General features: G+C 34.3%; 22 protein-coding genes and 1 pseudogene. 7 read left to right on the top strand and 16 right to left on the bottom strand.

The window, feature by feature from the left end; genetic code table 11:
* Nucleotides 1-56: 56 nt before the first annotated feature.
* Nucleotides 57-260, bottom strand: a complete 204-nt coding sequence (locus ASL11_RS36420) for a hypothetical protein (protein WP_157256897.1) — start codon at nucleotides 258-260, stop codon at nucleotides 57-59.
* Nucleotides 261-298: 38 nt separating this feature from the next.
* Entirely contained in the window at nucleotides 299-544 is a 246-nt protein-coding gene (locus ASL11_RS38125; RefSeq protein WP_442953059.1) for a sporulation histidine kinase inhibitor Sda, read from the bottom strand.
* A gap of 252 nt (nucleotides 545-796) precedes the next feature.
* On the opposite strand from ASL11_RS38125, the gene ASL11_RS11400 reads away from it, so the two are divergent.
* A complete protein-coding gene (locus ASL11_RS11400) occupies nucleotides 797-958 on the top strand; it encodes a hypothetical protein (RefSeq protein ID WP_056613592.1) in 162 nt (53 codons plus the stop codon).
* A gap of 41 nt (nucleotides 959-999) precedes the next feature.
* On the opposite strand, the gene ASL11_RS11395 is transcribed toward ASL11_RS11400, so the two are convergent.
* Nucleotides 1,000-1,680 (bottom strand): glycoside hydrolase family 73 protein, encoded by a 681-nt coding sequence (locus ASL11_RS11395; protein ID WP_056613590.1) that lies wholly within the window; start codon nucleotides 1,678-1,680, stop codon nucleotides 1,000-1,002.
* Between the two features lie 158 nt (nucleotides 1,681-1,838).
* On the opposite strand from ASL11_RS11395, the gene ASL11_RS11390 reads away from it, so the two are divergent.
* The 3 genes and pseudogenes from ASL11_RS11390 to ASL11_RS38120 form a co-directional block, all read left to right on the top strand.
* A complete protein-coding gene (locus tag ASL11_RS11390; protein WP_056613589.1) occupies nucleotides 1,839-2,888 on the top strand; it encodes a MerR family transcriptional regulator in 1,050 nt (349 codons plus the stop codon).
* 80 nt (nucleotides 2,889-2,968) lie between these two features.
* Nucleotides 2,969-3,655: a class I SAM-dependent methyltransferase gene (locus ASL11_RS11385; protein ID WP_056613587.1), complete on the top strand. Its 687-nt coding sequence runs from the start codon at nucleotides 2,969-2,971 to the stop codon at nucleotides 3,653-3,655.
* Nucleotides 3,656-4,072: 417 nt separating this feature from the next.
* Nucleotides 4,073-4,195 (top strand): annotated as a pseudogene (locus tag ASL11_RS38120) (tyrosine-type recombinase/integrase); the annotation flags it as partial.
* 269 nt (nucleotides 4,196-4,464) lie between these two features.
* Here ASL11_RS38120 and ASL11_RS11380 read toward each other — a convergent pair.
* The 8 genes from ASL11_RS11380 to ASL11_RS35410 all read right to left on the bottom strand — a co-directional run bounded on the left by ASL11_RS11380 (nucleotide 4,465) and on the right by ASL11_RS35410 (nucleotide 12,340).
* Nucleotides 4,465-5,940, bottom strand: a complete 1,476-nt coding sequence (locus ASL11_RS11380) for a hypothetical protein (protein ID WP_056613584.1) — start codon at nucleotides 5,938-5,940, stop codon at nucleotides 4,465-4,467.
* 222 nt (nucleotides 5,941-6,162) lie between these two features.
* The gene (locus ASL11_RS11375) at nucleotides 6,163-6,945 is read right to left on the bottom strand and encodes a hypothetical protein (RefSeq protein WP_056613582.1); all 783 of its coding nucleotides are present in this window, start codon (nucleotides 6,943-6,945) and stop codon (nucleotides 6,163-6,165) included.
* Between the two features lie 18 nt (nucleotides 6,946-6,963).
* Complete coding sequence (locus ASL11_RS11370; protein WP_056613580.1) at nucleotides 6,964-7,287, bottom strand: nucleoside triphosphate pyrophosphohydrolase; 324 nt, start codon at nucleotides 7,285-7,287, stop codon at nucleotides 6,964-6,966.
* A 20-nt stretch (nucleotides 7,288-7,307) separates the two neighbouring features.
* Nucleotides 7,308-8,552, bottom strand: coding sequence for a phospholipase D-like domain-containing protein (locus tag ASL11_RS11365; RefSeq protein ID WP_056613578.1), 1,245 nt, complete (start codon nucleotides 8,550-8,552; stop codon nucleotides 7,308-7,310).
* 31 nt (nucleotides 8,553-8,583) lie between these two features.
* Complete coding sequence (locus ASL11_RS11360; protein WP_056613576.1) at nucleotides 8,584-9,561, bottom strand: HNH endonuclease; 978 nt, start codon at nucleotides 9,559-9,561, stop codon at nucleotides 8,584-8,586.
* Nucleotides 9,562-9,579: 18 nt separating this feature from the next.
* Nucleotides 9,580-10,236 (bottom strand): restriction endonuclease, encoded by a 657-nt coding sequence (locus tag ASL11_RS11355; RefSeq protein ID WP_056613575.1) that lies wholly within the window; start codon nucleotides 10,234-10,236, stop codon nucleotides 9,580-9,582.
* A gap of 56 nt (nucleotides 10,237-10,292) precedes the next feature.
* On the bottom strand, nucleotides 10,293-11,033 hold the full coding sequence (locus ASL11_RS11350) for an NERD domain-containing protein (protein WP_056613573.1): 741 nt from the start codon (nucleotides 11,031-11,033) through the stop codon (nucleotides 10,293-10,295).
* Between the two features lie 248 nt (nucleotides 11,034-11,281).
* Nucleotides 11,282-12,340 (bottom strand): DUF4236 domain-containing protein, encoded by a 1,059-nt coding sequence (locus ASL11_RS35410; protein ID WP_063795545.1) that lies wholly within the window; start codon nucleotides 12,338-12,340, stop codon nucleotides 11,282-11,284.
* A 140-nt stretch (nucleotides 12,341-12,480) separates the two neighbouring features.
* Here ASL11_RS35410 and ASL11_RS11340 point away from each other — a divergent pair, with 140 nt between their 5' ends.
* A complete protein-coding gene (locus tag ASL11_RS11340) occupies nucleotides 12,481-12,711 on the top strand; it encodes a helix-turn-helix domain-containing protein (protein WP_157256895.1) in 231 nt (76 codons plus the stop codon).
* Between the two features lie 84 nt (nucleotides 12,712-12,795).
* Here the strand turns inward: ASL11_RS11340 and ASL11_RS11335 are convergent, their stop codons facing one another.
* The 5 genes from ASL11_RS11335 to ASL11_RS11315 form a co-directional block, all read right to left on the bottom strand.
* The gene (locus ASL11_RS11335; RefSeq protein ID WP_056613569.1) at nucleotides 12,796-13,446 is read right to left on the bottom strand and encodes a hypothetical protein; all 651 of its coding nucleotides are present in this window, start codon (nucleotides 13,444-13,446) and stop codon (nucleotides 12,796-12,798) included.
* 74 nt (nucleotides 13,447-13,520) lie between these two features.
* Nucleotides 13,521-13,964, bottom strand: coding sequence for a hypothetical protein (locus ASL11_RS11330; RefSeq protein WP_056613566.1), 444 nt, complete (start codon nucleotides 13,962-13,964; stop codon nucleotides 13,521-13,523).
* Between the two features lie 46 nt (nucleotides 13,965-14,010).
* Nucleotides 14,011-14,439 carry a hypothetical protein gene (locus ASL11_RS11325; RefSeq protein WP_056613564.1) on the bottom strand — a complete coding sequence of 143 codons (429 nt, stop codon included), beginning with the start codon at nucleotides 14,437-14,439 and terminating at the stop codon, nucleotides 14,011-14,013.
* A 136-nt stretch (nucleotides 14,440-14,575) separates the two neighbouring features.
* Nucleotides 14,576-14,935 carry a DUF3139 domain-containing protein gene (locus tag ASL11_RS11320; protein WP_056613563.1) on the bottom strand — a complete coding sequence of 120 codons (360 nt, stop codon included), beginning with the start codon at nucleotides 14,933-14,935 and terminating at the stop codon, nucleotides 14,576-14,578.
* Nucleotides 14,936-15,182: 247 nt separating this feature from the next.
* A complete protein-coding gene (locus ASL11_RS11315; RefSeq protein WP_056613561.1) occupies nucleotides 15,183-16,004 on the bottom strand; it encodes a tyrosine-type recombinase/integrase in 822 nt (273 codons plus the stop codon).
* 870 nt (nucleotides 16,005-16,874) lie between these two features.
* On the opposite strand from ASL11_RS11315, the gene ASL11_RS11310 reads away from it, so the two are divergent.
* A complete protein-coding gene (locus ASL11_RS11310) occupies nucleotides 16,875-17,966 on the top strand; it encodes a hypothetical protein (protein WP_056613559.1) in 1,092 nt (363 codons plus the stop codon).
* Between the two features lie 413 nt (nucleotides 17,967-18,379).
* Nucleotides 18,380-19,465 (top strand): tyrosine-type recombinase/integrase, encoded by a 1,086-nt coding sequence (locus tag ASL11_RS11305; protein ID WP_056613557.1) that lies wholly within the window; start codon nucleotides 18,380-18,382, stop codon nucleotides 19,463-19,465.
* The last annotated feature ends 24 nt before the right edge of the window (nucleotides 19,466-19,489 follow it).

The raw sequence follows: 19,489 nt of genomic DNA, 5'->3' as shown, positions 1-19,489 counted from the left end.
AGCAATGAAAAGGGGTATTCTAACCTAATCTACGGATTAGGAGGAATACCCCTTTGTCATCTATATGTCCAGTTTGTAACGGCATGCAAGAATTGCAAACCAACTGTCCTGTGTGCTCGCAGCGTATGTGTGACCATGGTAAGCTGAGTGACTTGCTCGGTCCTTATTCGCCTTACGAGATGAACAACATTTCCTTGACAAACCAGGAAGGCGACGAGCAAGAGCCCTGCCTTCACCTCTTGAATTGCCCCGACTGTCATTCTAGCTATACCCTGCAAATACGTGCTGAGTTCAATTATTAATTAAGTGGTGCTTCGTCCTTAATGATCACGGATAGCTTTAATTTGCGTCGCTGTATTTCCGCGAGCAATAGTTCAAGAAAATCCGATTCTAATCTTAAATCTAGTGCCTTGTAATAAGAGTCGATCAATGTCTCATCGCTAATTTGTCTCACTGAAATCACCCATATTCTATAATTTAAACTAATAGTATCATGGGGTTTTTGATAGAACAAGCGTTCCGTTATCCACAGATAAGTGTGCATATCCTGTGGGTAAATTGTTAATATGTACCATGAAGGCTGACAAAGCATAGGGGGATATTGTGCATAAACTTATACACATCCAAAACTTGTAAAATACTGATAAAAAAAAATGATCACTATTTTAGGCATTTTTAACGTTTATTTAACATAACCTTCATTTTATTCACAAAATTGAAAAGAAATTTTAATCGTCCCTTAATATTCATCGTCTACAATGATATTAGAAAGACAAAACAAAGGAGCTGAACTAGAATGATCGTTTACGATATCGTGTTGAATGGCGAAATTAAAGAAACAATTAAACCTAGAAAGAACCGCTTGAAAGAAATTTATGCTTATATGCAAGAGCAAACGAAGTTGATGCAAGCCAAATATGGTGAAAATGTAAGAATTAAAGGCCGAATGATTTACTAACCTCATCATTGCCCCTTTCGGCCCCTATATTCTTCCACATATTATATAATGCCCTTGCGATGTAACACAGTTAATAAGCGATAGAAATCATAGCTCCCTTTCTCAGGTGTGTCGATCAAACCGGCCTTTACTGCCGCATCAACGGCTGACTTCGCCCATGTTGGCACGACCATCAAAGCGGCCTGCTCTTCGAGTGAGTGTACTCTACTTGTTAATTCTGAAATCTGGGCCTGTAAGTTCTCTAACATCCGAATGACCTCCTCATCGAAGAAAGTTAACCCTTCCGTCGCTATCATCATATTCAATTTACTTGTATAGGCAGGGTCAGTCGCGTATCCACTCTTCTGTAGCGCAGCTGTTTGAGTTTGTGGAATGCTTGCTGACCGTACTGCCGAATAACGCGCAGCTTGAAACAACAAATCTTGATCTCGAAATCCGTCCTCAATGGTGCTGTATGCCCGAAAATCCCCCGGTACATTAAACATATGATCCTCATTTATGAATTCCCATGTGCTTACTGACACACGATCGCCTTGCCAATAAGGTGTTAGTACGCCATTTCCAACTTTATATCCAACCAAGTTATTCCAAGCGTTTATTTTACCCCCAGTTTCTAGTATTGCTTGTGCAATTCGAACAGATGGGAAAATTGGCGAGCCTTCTAAACGAAGCTTCAAAGCAATCGGTGCAACAAGATCGATGAAATCCTTTCTAGTTGCCATCTGGCTCCCTCCTTTCAAACAATAACTAGTACTATCTTTATAGTATATTCCACAATTTGGTAATGAGAGACGACTCCTAACTAGCTAGACATTGCTATTTTCAACTTTACTTTTCCCTTACGTTAATGTTTATTTAAGGGGAGAGAAAGGGTGAAAGCATGCAAATTAAAGATGTTGCCAATAAATTGAATATTTCTCCAAGAGCCATCCGCTTCTATGAAGATAAAGGACTTATTTCACCGTCTAAACAAGAAAATAATTTATATAGAACATTTACAGAAAAAGAAATATGGCGGCTACAAACAATTATTTCGCTTCGTGAATCAGGTATGTCCGTTGCCGATATTCAAAAAGCATTACAAGAAGTTGATGCCGATGATAAAGAGCAGCTTCAATACTATTTAGAAATTCAACGATCTGTTGTTTTTGCTCAATGGCTGGAGTTCAAGCAAATCATTGAAACGACGGATACCATGATCGACCTTTTGAAACAGAACAACTCACTTCCGATTGATGATATCTTCACACTCGCGGAAGGTTCTAAACGACTTCGGGAAATCCGCAAAAATTGGAAGGATACATGGAACTTTGATCAACAAGCATTGACTCATGATGAACGGGTTTTACATAATGACAACGAGTATAAAGGATACGAAGAAGTTCTTGATCTAACACTTCAATGGGTAAAACCAAGGGTTGGAGAGAAAGGGCTTGATCTTGGGACAGGAACTGGTAATTTGGCAAGGCGATTTCTGCATAAGGGCATTCACATGGCTGGCGTAGACCAATCCAAAGAAATGATGAAGCAATGCCAAAGTAAACATCCGCAAATGGACATGAAGCTAGGGAATTTCCTGGCCATTCCTTACATGGATAACCAATTCGATTTTGTCGTTACATCGTTTGCTTTTCACCATATTACTAACGAACAGCAAGTGCTAGCGTTAGATGAAATGCGCCGCGTACTCAAGTCTCACGGTAGAATTTGCATAGCGGATTTAATGTTCGAAAATGAATCTGCAAAAGATCTATACATGAAAGAATGTACAGCGAACGGGCGAACAGATCTCCTGACAACCCTGCAAGATCAGCATTATGCCATCTGCTCTTCCCTGCTAACCTGGTTTGACGAAAATGGTTATATTACCAAACATATGAAACTCAACGATTTGCTGTATCTCGTTTATGCAGTTCCTATTCAACCCTAATCAACAATGTCTTGACCTTCTCCTTACGTTACACATTACGATGACAATGTTTAACATAACCCTAAGGAGGAGATTACCAAATGCCTAATCATGCAAACATTTATGCCAATCAAGCAGACATGTATGAACAACTCGTTTCCAAACAAGCAAGCTTATATGAAACCATTCAAACCATCATCCCCGTTGAAGGTCTAGACATCATCGACATGGGTGCTGGTGCTGGGAGATTAACCCGTGTTCTCGCTCCACAAGCAAAGTCCATTGTAGCTTTAGATGAATCCGAATCTATGCTGCGCATTACCGCAGATCATCTTAGGAAAGCTGATTTGCACAATTGGAGAATACAAGTTGCTGACCACAGGCATTTACCTGTCGCCAATCATAGTGCAGATTTAATCGTATCCGGATGGAGTATTTGCTACCTTGGAAATTCGGATGTCGATCAATGGGAAGCCAATATTCACCAAGTTTTAAGCGAAATCAGAAGAGTTCTGCGCCCAGGCGGTACGGTCATTATTATCGAGAACTTCGGAACAGGCTCCGAAACACCCTATCCACCTGATTTTTTGATGAATTATTATAGACTTATTGAATCCGAATATGGCTTTTCTCATACGTGGATACGGACCGATTATACGTTTGAGAGCGTAGACGAAGCCGAAATGCTTACGAGATTTTTCTTTGGAGACGCGATAGCCAATAAGGTTGTCAGTGAGCAGTTGATTGTGCTGCCTGAGTGTGCTGGTGTTTGGTGGTTAACTGTGTAGACAAACACGACAAAAAACCTTCTGAACGAGTGTTAGTACAACACACTAATTCAGAAGGTTCAATATTAATTATTTATGCCTCAACCTTATCATCACAAGGTTCAGGTGTTCCTTCATAATCCGCTGGCTTGAAAGAAGACCCACAACCACACGATGCTACTGCATTCGGGTTATTGATGGTGAAACCGTAATCGCCTATTCGTTCGCTCCTACAACGAAAAAAGCTAAGCGTATCAAGGGATTGAAGAATTTTATGAGAGTTGTTAATTGCTATGTAGATTATGGATTGCATCGTCCCTAGCTTGTGGATGATGATAACCTAATTATACCCAAATATTTGTACAAAGTACATCATTCGTTTGGATAATACGTTTAAATATAATAAGGGAATTTTAAACATGTGATGCTGTAGGAAAAGAAGTGGCTACTACAGCTCACAATTTTAGGAGAATGTTTGCACAACAAATGTTGAGACAAATTGACCTATACACGTTGTCTAGGCTTCTAGGACACAGTCAATTGCAGACTACCGAGAGATAGATCGTGTCTATCGAAGATGCCGTTATAATGGAACGTGGAAGGTTACACAGTCCGTTAACTCAAAAATAATAAAGAAATATGTTTAGTAGCTTATAAACCTCAGCACAAAAAAGAACTCTCCAATGAAAGGAGAGTCCTTTGAATTTGATTCTTACGATACTTATATGCCTTAAATATTGTGAGTCTCCTAAGTAGTGATGGAGCAGATACCGAAAAAATGAACATAACACGAAGTTCGAATTTCACAAATTCTCAATAGACTATTAAACTCATTTGACCTCATGTGGTTTAATTATATTATTGTGATATATTCCAAAATACATCTTATCATCAAATGTTAAATAATCCCTGCATTCATAAAACACTTTAAATTCATCAGATGTCAATTTATCAAAGTTTCCTCCAACTATCCTTTTGAAAATTGATTTGAACTTTTTATCATTTTCCTCACCATGTATTGAGATAAATAGAGACTTGTAAAGCTTTTTAATTTCATCAAATGAACCACACACATAATTATTCTTTATATATCTATCGATGCGATCTAATATTTTTTCTTTAGATACGAAAAATTCAACATATTGTTTTTCATCCAAATACATATAGCTATTATAAACGGATTGTTCTAGGTTACCATATAGTATGTATTCATCCATAGTGTGTTTACCAAATATCCTAGTAACATTCTTATTTTTATTCTTTACCACTATTTCATTAATTTTCAAACATTCTGAAATAATAATTGATGAAACCGCATATACAAAATCCACTGGCAACTTTTCGTTTATTGGTTTATTTGAACAATCGTCATCACAAACAGATTCACATATATGCTCAACCGCCTCTAAAAAGGCAATATCATCATCATATACATTATATATTCCGCATTTTTTGCATTTTATTATAGAAGTTTTCCGATAACAATTTACACAATATCCTTTTGTTGCATTATTATTACATTCCATATTTAATGACTGAAATATAACTGATTTATTACTTTTACACACTGGGCATTTCAAAAGTATATCATCGGACCTTCTTTCACAAAGAAGACATTGACAATTTTCTATCATCCATGTTTTTTCCTCACAATATATACATTTTCCAATACCATTTTTTTCCTTAAAACTCGAAACGATCTCATATATTATTTCTTTGTATTCTTGAGTTTTACTAATTGCTGTGAACTTCTCTTCCCCAATATAAAGTTTAAAAAATTGATTAGGTGTTAAATATTCTAGTGATTCTATCGAATAACTTTCATAAAGTAAAGGATATATAATTCTCATAACAATGTAAATAAATGTTTTTTTCATCTCTTCTTTATCTTCAGAATCAAAATTATAAGAAAAATGCAATACTTTATTTCTAATTAATTGGAATTTATCCATGTATGCAATTTGTTCTCTAGAAAATTTATATTTAGCGTCACTATTTAGATATTTTTTTAAGTTTTCAAATTCAGAAATAATTAATTTATTTGTTAAAAACTTATTGTAAATTTCATCAATGGAGAGTTCCCTTAAATTTTTATGTAATATTTTGCGGATAGATATCTCACCAAAATTATACGAAACTGCATACTTGAGGGAGAGTTCTGTAGTAGTTTGTATAAGTACACATGCTTTAATTATATTATCAATATTATTAATATCTGGCGATATAAGTTCTTCTATAGAGAATCTCATGAATCGAATTGCATTCTCAAAAAGATAATTGATTAACATCTCTTCTTTATTTTTCATTCTTACTGTCCCCATATGAAACAAAACAAGAATTTGAAGTGGCTTGACATCAATTTGAGACTTTCGCTATTGTACTCGATTTCTTTAAATAACAACACTAATCAACCCCTATATTTCATATAAGTCACGTAAATGCAAAATAACAATTCTCTTTTGAAATAAATAGTACCATATACTGGAACTGTTCCATGGTCGCCCTTATCTCCACTTGCTTTGTGGTTTTCAGATAGTACTAATTACATTTGAAAAAGCAATTCTTTTAGCAATCTCAATTGCATTAGCTTCTGATATTTGAATTCCTTTTTGATTTGGTTTAGTACCATACCAATCTTTTGTAGTAAAAATAGGAGCTTTAGAATGATCTAGAACTAAGCATTCCTTATTACTAATATATTCCACTCTACATTCTCCAGCCTTTAGCTTTCTATCTCTATTCCTGCAATAATAATCACGATAATGTCTTTCCCACTGATGAACATTAACCTCATTTGGCACAAATTTTCTATGTATTGTTTTTTTATTTTCTCTGTTTTCAGATACTCCAGTGATACAACAATTAATGCTATTTGCTACAATTGGTTCTATTGTGAAGGATAAATTTGGTGGATAATCTGTTATTTCTGGCTCTGCAACATATTGTTTGGGTTCATAATGTCTAGATGCTTCCAAATGAGAAGCGTATAGCTTTGTAAAACGTAACACAGCTACTCCAAAATACATTGGAGTTCCATTAGAACTTATTTTCAAGTCCAAAATGACTTTAGGATCAATTTTAGTTACATAAATAAATAAGTCACCAACAGAGAAATTTTTGAGTCCTCTACACAGCCCACTTATTATTGGTCTTCTCTCAGTATGCTTTGTAAAGGGATCGAAAAAAGGATCAGAACATGGTGATCTGTCTACCAGAAGGTTAGGTACATAATTTCTGTTATTCATAGCATATTGATACCAGTCGTAATCACTTACCCAAGATTCAAAGGTCAATAATTTAGGTGTCTTCACCTTAATTCCCTCCGTTAATTATTTCTCATCAACATTAATTAAAAACAACTTCTCCTTAAATCCTCCACGCTCTTCCCTTTTTGCCAATCTCACTTTTTCAAATTCCTCAAAACTTACTCCCTTGCTCTCCAATATTGCATAAACAACTTCCACCAAATCAGCCAGTTCTTCAACTTTATCTTCCTCATTTGCATTAGTATATTCAAGGAATTCCTCATGAAGCTTTTTATTAAGCATTACTGCATGTTCAGCATCGCTTAGCACTTTATACACAGCTTTCTTACCATTCGCTTCTATAATTTGAGGAATCTTATCACGTACAAGTTTATTATAATTAGTCATTAAAATTCACTCCTAAGAGATCATAATTTTCCGAACCCTAGATATTGCATACTTTTATAAGTTCTTTCATTACATATTGGAACTTCCTCTTTATTTGCCCAACCGAATAATTCCTGAACACAGCTCTGACCAAATTTAATTAGCTTATAATCGGAGTTATAAATACAATTTGTTATTTTTTTAGTATAAGAATCCTCACAAAAAAGCAAATACTTAAACGACTCTTTAATTCTATCCATTCCATTTGAATTGATAAAATCATTTACAAATTTTATTCTCCCACCCTTATTATGTCTAACTTGCCCTAAAAATGCATGGATTGATAGCAGACATTCAGACAATTGATCTTCATTAATCGAATCAATATCTTCTGTAGAACCTAAATTTTTCATTATCGTTATATAGTTGACTGTAGTAGTATCTAAGTACTCATAATCGCTATTATAAAATTCCTTAATTTTTTCAATAGTAAATTCTCTTATTTCTTCTGTATTAATTGAGGGTCTTTTATAATTATCTCCATAGGCTTTTTCTTCCCTTAGCCAATTTAAAAATTGATCAATTTCAATTCGTAGTGGAAGTTGGCTTGCCTTTCTCAAACATGTAGACTCATAAATTTCTTTTAGAGTTATGAATTTCTGAACGAATGATTGATACCTTTTTAATAAGCCCTGCTCGAATTCACGTGATTTGGATTTTTTATTTTTATCAATCCGAATAATATTAGGATAAGAATGGTTTCCGAATTTAGTAAAAATAGCTTTTTCGACTTCAGTATTCTTAGTATTTAATTCTCTAACAATATCAATGTATTCTTTTATTATTTCCATAGTTAGAACGTGTGCTTCCTCCCAATAGTCCTCAAATACATCTTTAAGTTCTTCAAAAAGAATGTCTTCAGAGTCAATTGATACATTTAATTCTTGATTGGATTTGATGCCTGCATTTGTAAGGTTGGATGAACCAAGAAAAGCAATATCATTCTCAAAGATATATAACTTAGGATGAAAACTTTTTGAAGTATAGTATTTGATTTGAATTTTGTGTTTGTATTCAAAAATCCTTCTCAGACTTATCCCATCAGTCGGAAACCCTAATCTAACTAAAAGTCGAATTGAGCATCCATTGTTAATCAAATCCATTAAAAAATTCTCATTTGTAAAAAAAGCAACTGCAATAGAAACCTCACTATTTTTCGCATATTTCAACATTTCATCGCTTAAATAGTCATTTCTTTTCATAGAGTTCGAAAATATATTTTCCATATTAATCCCTCACCCTTATTAAAGTATCCTGCTATCCCTGACAAGCAATCCAAAACTTCTTCACATAGTTATTTTCTATCGCCATCGCTAACTCTGATACATGCTTGTCCTTTATACCACTCGTTTGAAGCAAGTTAAGTAGCTCACTATTTCTATCCTCTAAACGTTTAATCATATCCTCACTTGGTATCACGTTTGATTTACTACTATTGCAACTTTGATGTGCATACACCAAATTCCAAAGATCATCAGAATACAAATATGACCATGGAATAACGTGATCAATAGCAGGAGTTTCACCAACAATTGAATACCCACACAAGAAGCATGAATGCGTAGGATTCTCCGCATTCAAGTATGAAATAAACTTACTTAAAGGTTTACGTCTTACATTATCTTCATCAATGATCTTGATTTTTTTACTAATGCGTGGTGAATGATTGAAGTTCTCCAACATTTGAGTCCAGCGGTAGTTTATTGCATCGAAAACGATTAAACTATGCTCTTTAAGTTGCTTCAAATTGTCAGCCGCTATATACAAGCAATCAGCTTTTTGCTGATATTCGTAGATTCCTACTATTTCCTTACCTTCTATTCGAAGAAATCGATAACTCACATCAGCCTTTAAAGCCTTCACAATCTCTTTGATCGCCTTGTCGTACTCATGCTTACACAGATTCTCTACGTTAGCTGTAAACCATTTGATGGGCTTAAATGAGCCTGTCTTTGCTTGATAGGATGCAGTTAGCTCTTTCACAACACTAACGATCACAGGAGGTTTATTGGGATTGCCACTTTGCTTAAGATCAAAAAATAATGTCTGCTCCCAATAATAACGAATCACTTTTTGAGCAATTGAAGTTAAACTTATCTCAACAACAACTTGTCGCTCATTTTCAGAAACGTATTCAAGTGCACTTTCTGTAATAGCCTTTGCCCAAGCTACCTTATATGTATTGTCAAAAGAGCAATTACGGATGATGTGAAGCCAATTACTAAGGAATTTCATCTATTCATCAACTTTCAATTATTTAGATTGAATTGATTTCACGTACTTTTCAGCTTTATGATCTTTTTTAATTACTGGCAAAGCGTTGTTCATTTGATTCCACGATTCAAGAATAACTCTTGGCTCTGATTCAATAATATCTCTTGCATGAATATTATCATCTTGCTTGAAGGCTTCAATAATTCTAATTAGATCATTACGATCTAATAGCTTTACATGATTGATACCAGCTAAAGTTTCGCATGAATCAGTGTACTTTGTTGTAGCAACAACAATAGATTTCCTAGCTTTGTAATATCTCATTGATGTAAATACTTCTTGAACTGCACTAAGTCCAACTGGATTATCAATACCATACCTCTTTGCCTGAACTACGTTCCTAACTCCTTCACTATCTGTAAAGATTAAATCTGCCCCAAAATCCCTGCTACCTACTGTTTTGTATACGCCAGAATAACCAAGTTCTAAAAATAATCTGTACAGATACATTTCAAACTCTGATCCATCAAGCATACGATCTATATCTTCAATGTTTATTTTCTTTAAATCATAGTCATCTATTTGAAAAAACTGTTCTTGTTGCTTTTGACTGCTAGATTTTCTATACGCAAGAATGCCTACTACTATAACTAGAAGAATAAGAATAAGAATGACAATGAGAATTAAACCTAGCACTTTATTACCCCCAACTTACCTTTGATGTTCGTAGCACAAATGTCCTCCAGACGATGCTATACATTTTTGAGTACAAACCTACACTTTGGATAATTCCCGCAACCCTTGAATCTCCCATACTTACCAGTACGCTCCATCAATTTCCCATCACACTTTGGACATTTATTCTGAGCAATCTTAATCGTATTCTCAATCATGTCATTCTTTAATGCTTTAACATGTTCTCTCTTAACATTTCCATCTTTCAAACTTGCCTTTTGAATGGCATCATATATCTTTTGAACATCATTTTTACCTAAAGCAATTCCCCTGTACTTGTTGATCGTGCTTACCAAATACTTCGTATAAATTACTTCTGATACTACATTAACCTTTAAGTCAGCCCTAGCACTAAAGCATACAATAGAAATGAAAGGGACTTCCTCCATCCCACCTAATAAAGCTTTTAATGCTTGAATATGCCCATAATTTTGTCTAAGCGGATTATAGAGTCTCTCTTTGCGCTTGTAGATGACCTGAGTCCAATAGTCAGCCTTTTCATCTCCCAAAATCCAGCCTGTATAATTCTTTGTCTCAATGACGAATACTCCATTTTCAGAAACAACAACATGATCTATTTGTGTTGTCTTACCCTTAATTGATGGGATTGTAATGTCATGAAGAACTAGATATTTCTCTTTATCTAGCTTGTTGAGTTGATACGACACTGATTTCTCCCCAATAAATCCTTTGAATTTTGGAGACTTCAAGATAAAAGAAAGAACTAAAAGTAAACCAAGAACTACATATATCGACATATGTTTCTCCTTATCTGGTTGAATAGTTAAATTGTACCATGTGCGTAATTGTTTGTAGAGGAAAAATGTAATATTTTGTAGGGTTATGCTCATAGAAACCACAAAAATAGGCTTCCAGTATCCTATTTTGGGTAAGTATCCTTAGAAAGAAAGTTTAATTAAATCCAAAAAAACATCACCTTAAATCGTAATACAACGACTCTAAAGTGATGTTTTTATTATTTTCCCTTTAATTATATAAGTGTATTTCAATATATTAGATTTCTTAAGTAACCTCCGCTTTCTAAAAAGTCAACGTCTTCTAAGTTATTTTCTATTAATAAGCTAACATCGCCATCCTCCGAATCAACAAATTCAACAAAACACATATTTTGAATTAAATCAGTAATAACTGCATCCATTCTTATTTTTTGGCCTTTTATTTCACCAATTAGTAATACCTCATCCCCAACGTTTATAGTACCTTTTTGTACCTTTGCAGTTAGAGCCACTTTTGATGCGTTATACTCACTAATTTTAAATATCGTTGCCTCTAGTACTGGCTCATTTTCTGTTAAGTATCTGGATTCCCTTATTACTGTTTGTGGTAACTGGAAATCTTCTAGTTCAAAAGTAGATACTTCCTCTTGCTGTTTATTCTTATTAAGAACAATCCTATCTTTAATCTCTTGGATTTGACGAATAACTCTGTCTGCAATAATTTCATCTACAACTATTACTTCTAATTTCTCAGTAGGTACAATATCAATTACGAATTCTAAAGAAATCTCTGTCCACTTTTTAAATAAAAACTTTTTATTTGTTATTACTTTCTTTACATGCACATTTTCTATTTCACATTTAAATATCAACGAATGAATTTGAAAATTCACAACAAAAGTATGGCTATAAATGATAATACTACACACTATATCACTATTTTCTTTATCTTTTATACCACTTGTAAAACGAGATGCTAATTTTCCACCAAACGTAATAAAATACTCTGACATATCGGCGTTTGCAGATAAATTACTATTGTATTCTGAATATAATTTTGGGGCATCCACAATATCTACTGATTTATAATTATTTTCTTTTTTCTCTTTTTTTTGTCTATTTATATATTCATTTCTTCTTTTTTCCTTAGATAAAGTCTCTTGATAAGACACCCCAGTACCAGGAATGCTTGCGGTTAATTCTGTTCTTCCATCTACTCTCTTAGTGACCCTTAATCCCTTTACTCCAACACTCGCACCTAGACCACTTTTGCTAGCATTAATACGCAAGCCACCAATATTAATACTCTTTCTATATCTAAATCCCATATATCTTCTCCTCTACGTAGGTCATTAGTCCCACTTCCAATTTATCACAATCACTTGTAAATATAAACCATTTTTTCGGGTATACCAGACAGTATTGTAACTTCCTTTTCATGATAATTAATTCAAAAGGAGAAAATTCCTTGCAAATTGAATTAATTTTCGGAAAAGTTCTCAAGAGCCTACGGATTAAAAAGGGTATTACCCAAGAACAGCTAGCTACAATAAGCACTCTTGAGAGGACTTATATATCTGAACTTGAAAATGGCAAGTACCAACCAACCTTAACAAGCATATTTGATATTGCTAGGGGACTAAACATGAAACCTTCAGAGCTGGTAAGACTGGTTGAATTAGAATTTGAAAATCAATAACATATTTAATCACCAAAAAGCCGTTGGGATAACCCACGGCTTTGTTTTTGCATCACATTAAATGAAACTTCTCTTTTATTGAACTTATTTTTGGGTAAATGTGATTCCTTTAGGAAGCCTTCCTGGACTTCCTATTTTTACTGTATTCACATCTATTTCAAATTCTGTGAGTTTTTCAAGTTTAATACTTTTAACCTTTAATTCATCAAGTATTCTTTTTACTCGTTCGCTACAATACTGAAATCCTGTTGCTCCAAATTCATCAGCATTTTCCATAAAGAAATCACTACCATCCCAGTAGTTGTCTTTAAAATATCTACCTTGAAAATAAGGAAAACTGCCACCAGGAAATTCACGATACACAATTAGACTACTAGCATAGTCAATTGAAGAACATCTTCCTTTTATCGAAAGCCCAAAATACCCATTATAAATTTCGTCACTTTTACCTAAAACATCTACTTCAAACAATTCCCAACCGCTAATTCCTTCTTTGACAAATTTATCAATAAGCTTCTCGTGAAATAATAACGGTGAAGCAGGGGATGTATAAATGATTTGAGAAGGAATACGTGTACCCTCCGTATGTTTTACAACAACCATTTCCTTTGGCATTTGTTCGCCTCTTAAAATTGAAAACCAGTCATCTTGATTAACAAAGTCCCCTCTAAATGGTCTAGTAGCAGGAGTATCTCTTAATACATAAAACTTGGTATAGTCTGGAGGATAATCCATCGTATGTCTCCTTAAAACATAGAAATTTATAATTTTTTTGACTTAATGGATATGAAATCCATGTTTTATTCCAGTTACGCTTCATCAATAAGCCTAGTGTACTCCCCAGCTTGCTCTCTATTCAATCTTACAAGACAGAAATCCAATGCAATAACTTCTATGTAAACATCATGACCTGCTACTACGTAATGATTATAATCGTCATTTTTTGTCTTACTGGTGGGATAAAGCCTTTTATGCTTAGCCAACATTCCTTTGAGCAATTGGGAATCTATAACTTTTAGAATGTAGGAGTGATGTAATAGTTCATAATCATACTCTATATATTCAGCATTGGTATAGTTCGTTGACCAACAGCCATTAAATATTATCTTCGCTATATAATCAGCAGGTGTAGAATCGTCATTCCAGCATCCAAAATACACATTACATTCATTTTCTGAAACATTAAGAATTACATCCCCCTGTGGGTCTTGCCATACTTCAAGAGGTATTTGTATAGCCTTTTCAATAGCCAAAGCGTTTTACCCCCTTTTCAATGAAATTGCTCTATTATCGCCTTATTTACTCAAAAATCCATTTTTCCTTCTCAGGGGTTGGAACTTCTTTATAAAGAGCATTATCACCTTTAAACCACGCTGTTTTATTCTGATTTTGGATAGTATAAATAACTTTGAAATAATCATCCTTGGGACGTGCTATCATTCTATCCCAGTTAGTGAATGGGGTTGCACTCTTTTCAGTAGACTGGATTGAAACTACTACACCACCCATATTTTTTATTTTATTATTTATCTCTGTTGTATGTTTTTCATCTTTAGCATATAGAGTAACAAAGAAACATACAGCCATTATTAATACAAGAGTTGAACTGATAACAAATTTCGTAGATGACCTTATCTCTCTCTTTTTATAATAATTCCAAAAAAAGAGGGCAAATAATAAAGTAACACATAATATGCCAACTGAAATCTTTCCGTAAAGTGGAAACAAAAAGTCCATCCTCCTATATCCTAATTACTATTAATTTCAATTTCAATTAATAAAATCGTGCTTTCATTTAAAGATTTAACCACATTATATTTGAGGTGGTTATATAACTAACAGTGTACGAAAACAGAATGGATTACTACTCCATAGGAACAAAATGCTTCAAATCGGATTTGGTTATCACTTTTTGTTGTGATACATCCGTAATCCTATAACTAAATTGCATTATGTGATTAGGTCTATGTGCGAAATACACATACTCAACAAATGGTTCATCTTTAAATATAACTACAGCATAAAAAGGGGGCAGTTTTATTCCCCATACTCCCTTAACAGACTTTATTTCCTCTGTTTTATACCCTTTTTCTTCAATAAGGTAGTTTGTTACTCTGTAATCATAAATCATTTTATTTATTGCTACATATAAAAAGGGAGTAGCAATTAGTCCTAGTGAAATAACCCAAACGCTTATGATAATGATCTTTTTCACTAAACTCATAACCTTAACCCCCTCATTCCGTTTAATTGATATAAGGATGGTATATTACCCAATAAAATCATTCTTTCAATAAACAAATAATACCATATACTGGAATGAACGTCTTTATCGTATCGCTTCAAATTTAACTCATAGTCGAGCGGTGGAAGTGCTATACCCTTTTCACCACTCAAACAACTTCATTTTGATGAAAACCACCCCCCCACCCTCTTTTTCTAAGACAAACAAAAACCACCATTTCTGGTGGCTAATCTTTAAATATACGTTCAACTGCTCTCTGTTTATCTTCCTCACTAGGCATTGAGTAACGTAATATCATATCTGCCGAACTGTGACCACTCAGACTCTGAATTACACTAATGTCCTCTCCTGCCCTAACCAAACCTGTAATGAAGCTGTGACGAGTCTGATGAGCATTATGTCCATGTTTCTCCATAAGATGTTGAACGCTTCTAACACTAATTCGCTCTTGCCTGTTGCTAATAAATAGTGCAGGGTGACTATCTGTTCGTTCTTCAAGATATTTCTCAATGGATCTCCTTGCTTCCGAATTAAGGGGTAGAAATCGTTCCTTATTCCCCTTACCAGACCTTACTACTAGAACCCCTTTACGTTCACTAATCTCAATGTCTGACCTATCTAATGCAACTAACTCTGAAACTCTGACACCAGTATTCATCAACGTCATTAAAATTGCATAATCCCTCTTGTTTCCTGTGCGGTCAATTTCACGAATCAACTTGTTACGTTCTATCTTATCTAATGCTTTAGGTGCTTGCTTCTTCACGTCAGCAACTTTCACAACTGCAATATCTTCTATGGCTTCACGCTTCCCTGCCCATTTTGAGTAAGCCTTAATGGAGTTCCAAATCTTATTGATGGTTGATGCTGACTTCTTCTTACTGGCAAGATAATCTATATACTGCTGAACATCTGAACGTGCATAATCGTTTAGATTTGCTCCTGCTCCATCTAACCATTCCTCAAATTGCTGTAAAGCATGGTGATAGGTTTTGACTGTTAATGCTGATTTTCCTCTTAGCCCACCTTCAACAAACTGCTGTAGCATGTCACACTCTCCCAATAAATTTGCAATAAATAATTCTACGCAATATTTTATGTGTGCTATTCTATCGTTTTGACATTGAATTCAACGATTTATATACAAATAATAGCATAGAATTATAGTTCTGCGCAATAATTCTACGCAATATTGTATTCCAAAGAGATTGGAATAGCTAATTGTTTTTTCAAATAATACGTCTTTTTTTCTTTGATCGTGTGATTCTGATGCACTTCGCCATAACTATATATAGTGAAAAAATAGTTCTGAAGCGGGAGGGGGCTAGGTTTACATGTCAGAAGCTATCTTTATATCAATTCCTAAGGTGTACACTACCTCGTAGTAATTCAATTTGTCCTGTGAACGATACGAAAGCTTGAGACAATAAATGTTTGTAAAATGCTTATTCCTTGCTCAAGAGCAATGCACCCTATCGAGGACGATACATCCAAATATTTATAAAAGTACCGTCCATCCCACAACACTAACATTCAATTCTTGCCGAAAGTTTAAAATAAGTACGGTCAAAAACATTTATAGAAATGTACGGGATTAATTGAGAATTTAATAAGGTTTACTTCGACTAACTCAACTGTGAGTTAGTCTTTTTTATTGCAGAAAAATGATGTTGGTGGAGGTGATTGATTTATGAGAGCAGAGAAAGAATTTTTCTTCTGTTACAACGCTAAGATGATGGCTCATTTAAAGCGATGTGGTTTTAGCTATATCTGTTCCGCAGTGCATGAGAGAAGTGGAAATAAGTTTTGGTTATTTCCAAGAAGTGAAGTGTTACAGAAGAGTATTGATAGCTTCGAGAAATAGGTTTTGCATATGGATAAACATTCTTAGGGGATTAATAGACAGGAGAGATGGCAAATGGCGAGGAAAAGACAAACGTTTTTTAACAGTAAAGAAATAAAGAATATGCTGGATGTAAATGAAAAGCAGAATTATGTTTTTATGCCTAATGAAATCTTTGCTGATTTTACCGAAGCATTTAAAGATATGAAACAGGAAACCGATAAGGGCAAAACATCGACACACATAGCATATGCGTATTCGTATTATTTCTTGGCGAACTATATGTGGAGATATGCGCGGTATCGATATTGGGATGATAAAGTTGGAGATATTATTTTGAATGAAGGTGTGATCAAGCAGTTCTTGGGCTTCCCTGCGAAATCTGAGCAATACACATACCTTACAAAGAACCAAACTGGTTTGCTACAGAAGATTGGTTACATCCGTAAAGTGTCAGATAAGCCAAGCAGATATTTGTATGACAAGGAACGTCGTTTTAAGGAAGTTCTGTTTATATATGAAAGTGAATATCCAGAGGTCTATGGCAATACAAAAAATTGGAAGGTAGCTATGCCTGTGAAAGGAATTTGGAGAGATTTGGAATCAGAGTTGGACAATTGTGAAAATGGTACACTCTATGTAATTAATGATACTCACAAAGTAAACATTGAAACCTTTATTTACTGCATCACGAATCCAGAATTGGGCGTTGAAGGGTTCTACCTATATTGCTTCTTAAAGTTCATGACAGATAAATTCAAGCAAGGTTATGACTGTTCAAATGATCAAATGTCAGCATTGACAGGATTATCTCTTGATGAAATAAAAAGTCAGATTTATAATCTGGAAAAACGAAATATGATTACGAATGATCACAAACCATATTGTTTGAATAAGCCAAAAAATAAGGAATGTAAAACCAATACTTATACTGTTCTTGAGCACAAATACTTTGCGCAGAACTTGATGCAAATGAATGTCATTCCAAAGCAACGTAAGATTTCTGCTGAAAGATATGCTGTTGAGATTGGTTGGGCATACGAATATGTGATTGATGGAAACTTGGTCAACATCAAAACAGGCGAGATCATAAAGGAAAATGTCAAGGTAGTATCTGAAGCTAAAGATATTGATGTTATGGATAAATTACCTTGGGAGTCCAAATAAGCAAACCATTTCGACAGTATCGAGAGGTATGCTTATATTTACATTGGTGGAAAACATTCACTAATAAAGGAGTTCCAGTTCTTGTATTCTTAAAATCCGTTCTACTCCACCCTCATTTAATAATAATTAATAACCACTATATAAAATTTATTAGTTATATATATGCTGTTTTTATTATATGAGGGGGACATAGGACGGATTTTAGCTATTTGAATGTGCTTACTTTTTACCATTACTCAATAAAATCTATGTTTTATTGAGATAGCTAATTATGCTTTGGACAATGTTTATCTTAAAATCATCAGTACTTTCATTATCATTGAACTCTTTTTGTACAGTATGAAATACTCTCATAGTTTTACGAAAGTTAATACATAGCTATTATTTTATAGCTTATAGTGGAGGAATAATTTATGCGCAATTTATTAATAGAACCCAATAATGACGATTTGGGTTGTAATGTGATTAATACATACAATCAAAAATTCCACTCACTCTTTGAGGAATTTATTAAAGGTCAACGATCTAAGGGTACTGCATTGGCTTATAGAACCGACATAAATCAATTCTTGAACTTTACATTCAACAAAGAAGCACAGTTTGTGACAATGGACATGATAATCTCTTTGACAAGGCTTGAGGCAATGAAATACCATAACCATCTCAAAGAACCTGATGAGAATGGTATTAAAACGAAAAACGCCACTATCAAGCGTAAGATCAACGCTGTGAAAAGCTTCTTAAACTCATTAAAGGTTGACTACAGAGATATTAACGAAAACATCTTTGACAACTGTAAGCTTGAGAATGCATCACTCGATCAAGAAGGTTATGGAAACTTGGATTGGGACGAAGCATTTCTATTTATCGAATACGCACACATTGAACAAATGGAGGGAAATCAAATGGCTATGATTCTAAAGCTTGCTTGTATTACCTCTATCCGACTCGACACTCTTCTCTCGCTTGATTGGGAAGAAAATTTCAGAGTGAAGAATGAAAAAGGAATACTGGTCAACTACATAGATGCTGTTGATAAACATACTCGTCACCAGACCCCAATATCACTCATTTTTTACAATGAGCTTCGTGAGAAGCTTGGAACTGATGGGAAATTATTCCCAAACCTCCATGCACACAAGGTTGGAAGACTTTTAAAAGAGATTATTGCTTATTTCGAAATTGACCCTAAAAGGAATATTAAGTTTCATAGTTTTAAGAAGTGCGGTGTCAATCGTGTATTGGAGAAAACAGGAGATTTGACGAAGGCACAAGTACAGGGTAAGCATAAGTCTATTGTCACAACATTAAGAACAACACAAAGCAGTTATATTGAAATGATAGATGTTCTAACGACAACATCATCATTTACGTTAGATCAAGATGTTAATGTTATAGACAAAGCAAGCACTCTTTCCAAGGAAGAATTGCTTATAGCGTTATTGAAGATGAGTAATAGCGCACAATTCGAATTATTGAGAATCATAAACCAAGGGTAATCCGCAAAGGATTGCCCTTTCTTT

Source organism: Paenibacillus sp. Soil750 (assembly GCF_001428045.1).
Taxonomy (GTDB): Bacteria; Bacillota; Bacilli; order Paenibacillales; family NBRC-103111; genus Paenibacillus_E; species Paenibacillus_E allorhizoplanae.
This window is presented reverse-complemented; position numbering and strand designations above follow the sequence as displayed.

Coding starts and splice junctions, on each gene's coding strand:
- ASL11_RS11320 (WP_056613563.1), bottom strand. CDS start 14,935: ATGAGTTTAGTGAAAAAGATCATTATCATAAGCGTTTGGGTTATTTCA.
- ASL11_RS38125 (WP_442953059.1), bottom strand. CDS start 544: ATGCACACTTATCTGTGGATAACGGAACGCTTGTTCTATCAAAAACCC.
- ASL11_RS11385 (WP_056613587.1), top strand. CDS start 2,969: ATGCCTAATCATGCAAACATTTATGCCAATCAAGCAGACATGTATGAA.
- ASL11_RS11305 (WP_056613557.1), top strand. CDS start 18,380: ATGCGCAATTTATTAATAGAACCCAATAATGACGATTTGGGTTGTAAT.
- ASL11_RS11350 (WP_056613573.1), bottom strand. CDS start 11,033: ATGTCGATATATGTAGTTCTTGGTTTACTTTTAGTTCTTTCTTTTATC.
- ASL11_RS11365 (WP_056613578.1), bottom strand. CDS start 8,552: ATGGAAAATATATTTTCGAACTCTATGAAAAGAAATGACTATTTAAGC.
- ASL11_RS11380 (WP_056613584.1), bottom strand. CDS start 5,940: ATGAAAAATAAAGAAGAGATGTTAATCAATTATCTTTTTGAGAATGCA.
- ASL11_RS11315 (WP_056613561.1), bottom strand. CDS start 16,004: ATGCTACAGCAGTTTGTTGAAGGTGGGCTAAGAGGAAAATCAGCATTA.
- ASL11_RS11360 (WP_056613576.1), bottom strand. CDS start 9,561: ATGAAATTCCTTAGTAATTGGCTTCACATCATCCGTAATTGCTCTTTT.
- ASL11_RS11310 (WP_056613559.1), top strand. CDS start 16,875: ATGGCGAGGAAAAGACAAACGTTTTTTAACAGTAAAGAAATAAAGAAT.
- ASL11_RS35410 (WP_063795545.1), bottom strand. CDS start 12,340: ATGGGATTTAGATATAGAAAGAGTATTAATATTGGTGGCTTGCGTATT.
- ASL11_RS11370 (WP_056613580.1), bottom strand. CDS start 7,287: ATGACTAATTATAATAAACTTGTACGTGATAAGATTCCTCAAATTATA.
- ASL11_RS11390 (WP_056613589.1), top strand. CDS start 1,839: ATGCAAATTAAAGATGTTGCCAATAAATTGAATATTTCTCCAAGAGCC.
- ASL11_RS11335 (WP_056613569.1), bottom strand. CDS start 13,446: ATGGATTATCCTCCAGACTATACCAAGTTTTATGTATTAAGAGATACT.
- ASL11_RS11395 (WP_056613590.1), bottom strand. CDS start 1,680: ATGGCAACTAGAAAGGATTTCATCGATCTTGTTGCACCGATTGCTTTG.
- ASL11_RS36420 (WP_157256897.1), bottom strand. CDS start 260: ATGACAGTCGGGGCAATTCAAGAGGTGAAGGCAGGGCTCTTGCTCGTC.
- ASL11_RS11400 (WP_056613592.1), top strand. CDS start 797: ATGATCGTTTACGATATCGTGTTGAATGGCGAAATTAAAGAAACAATT.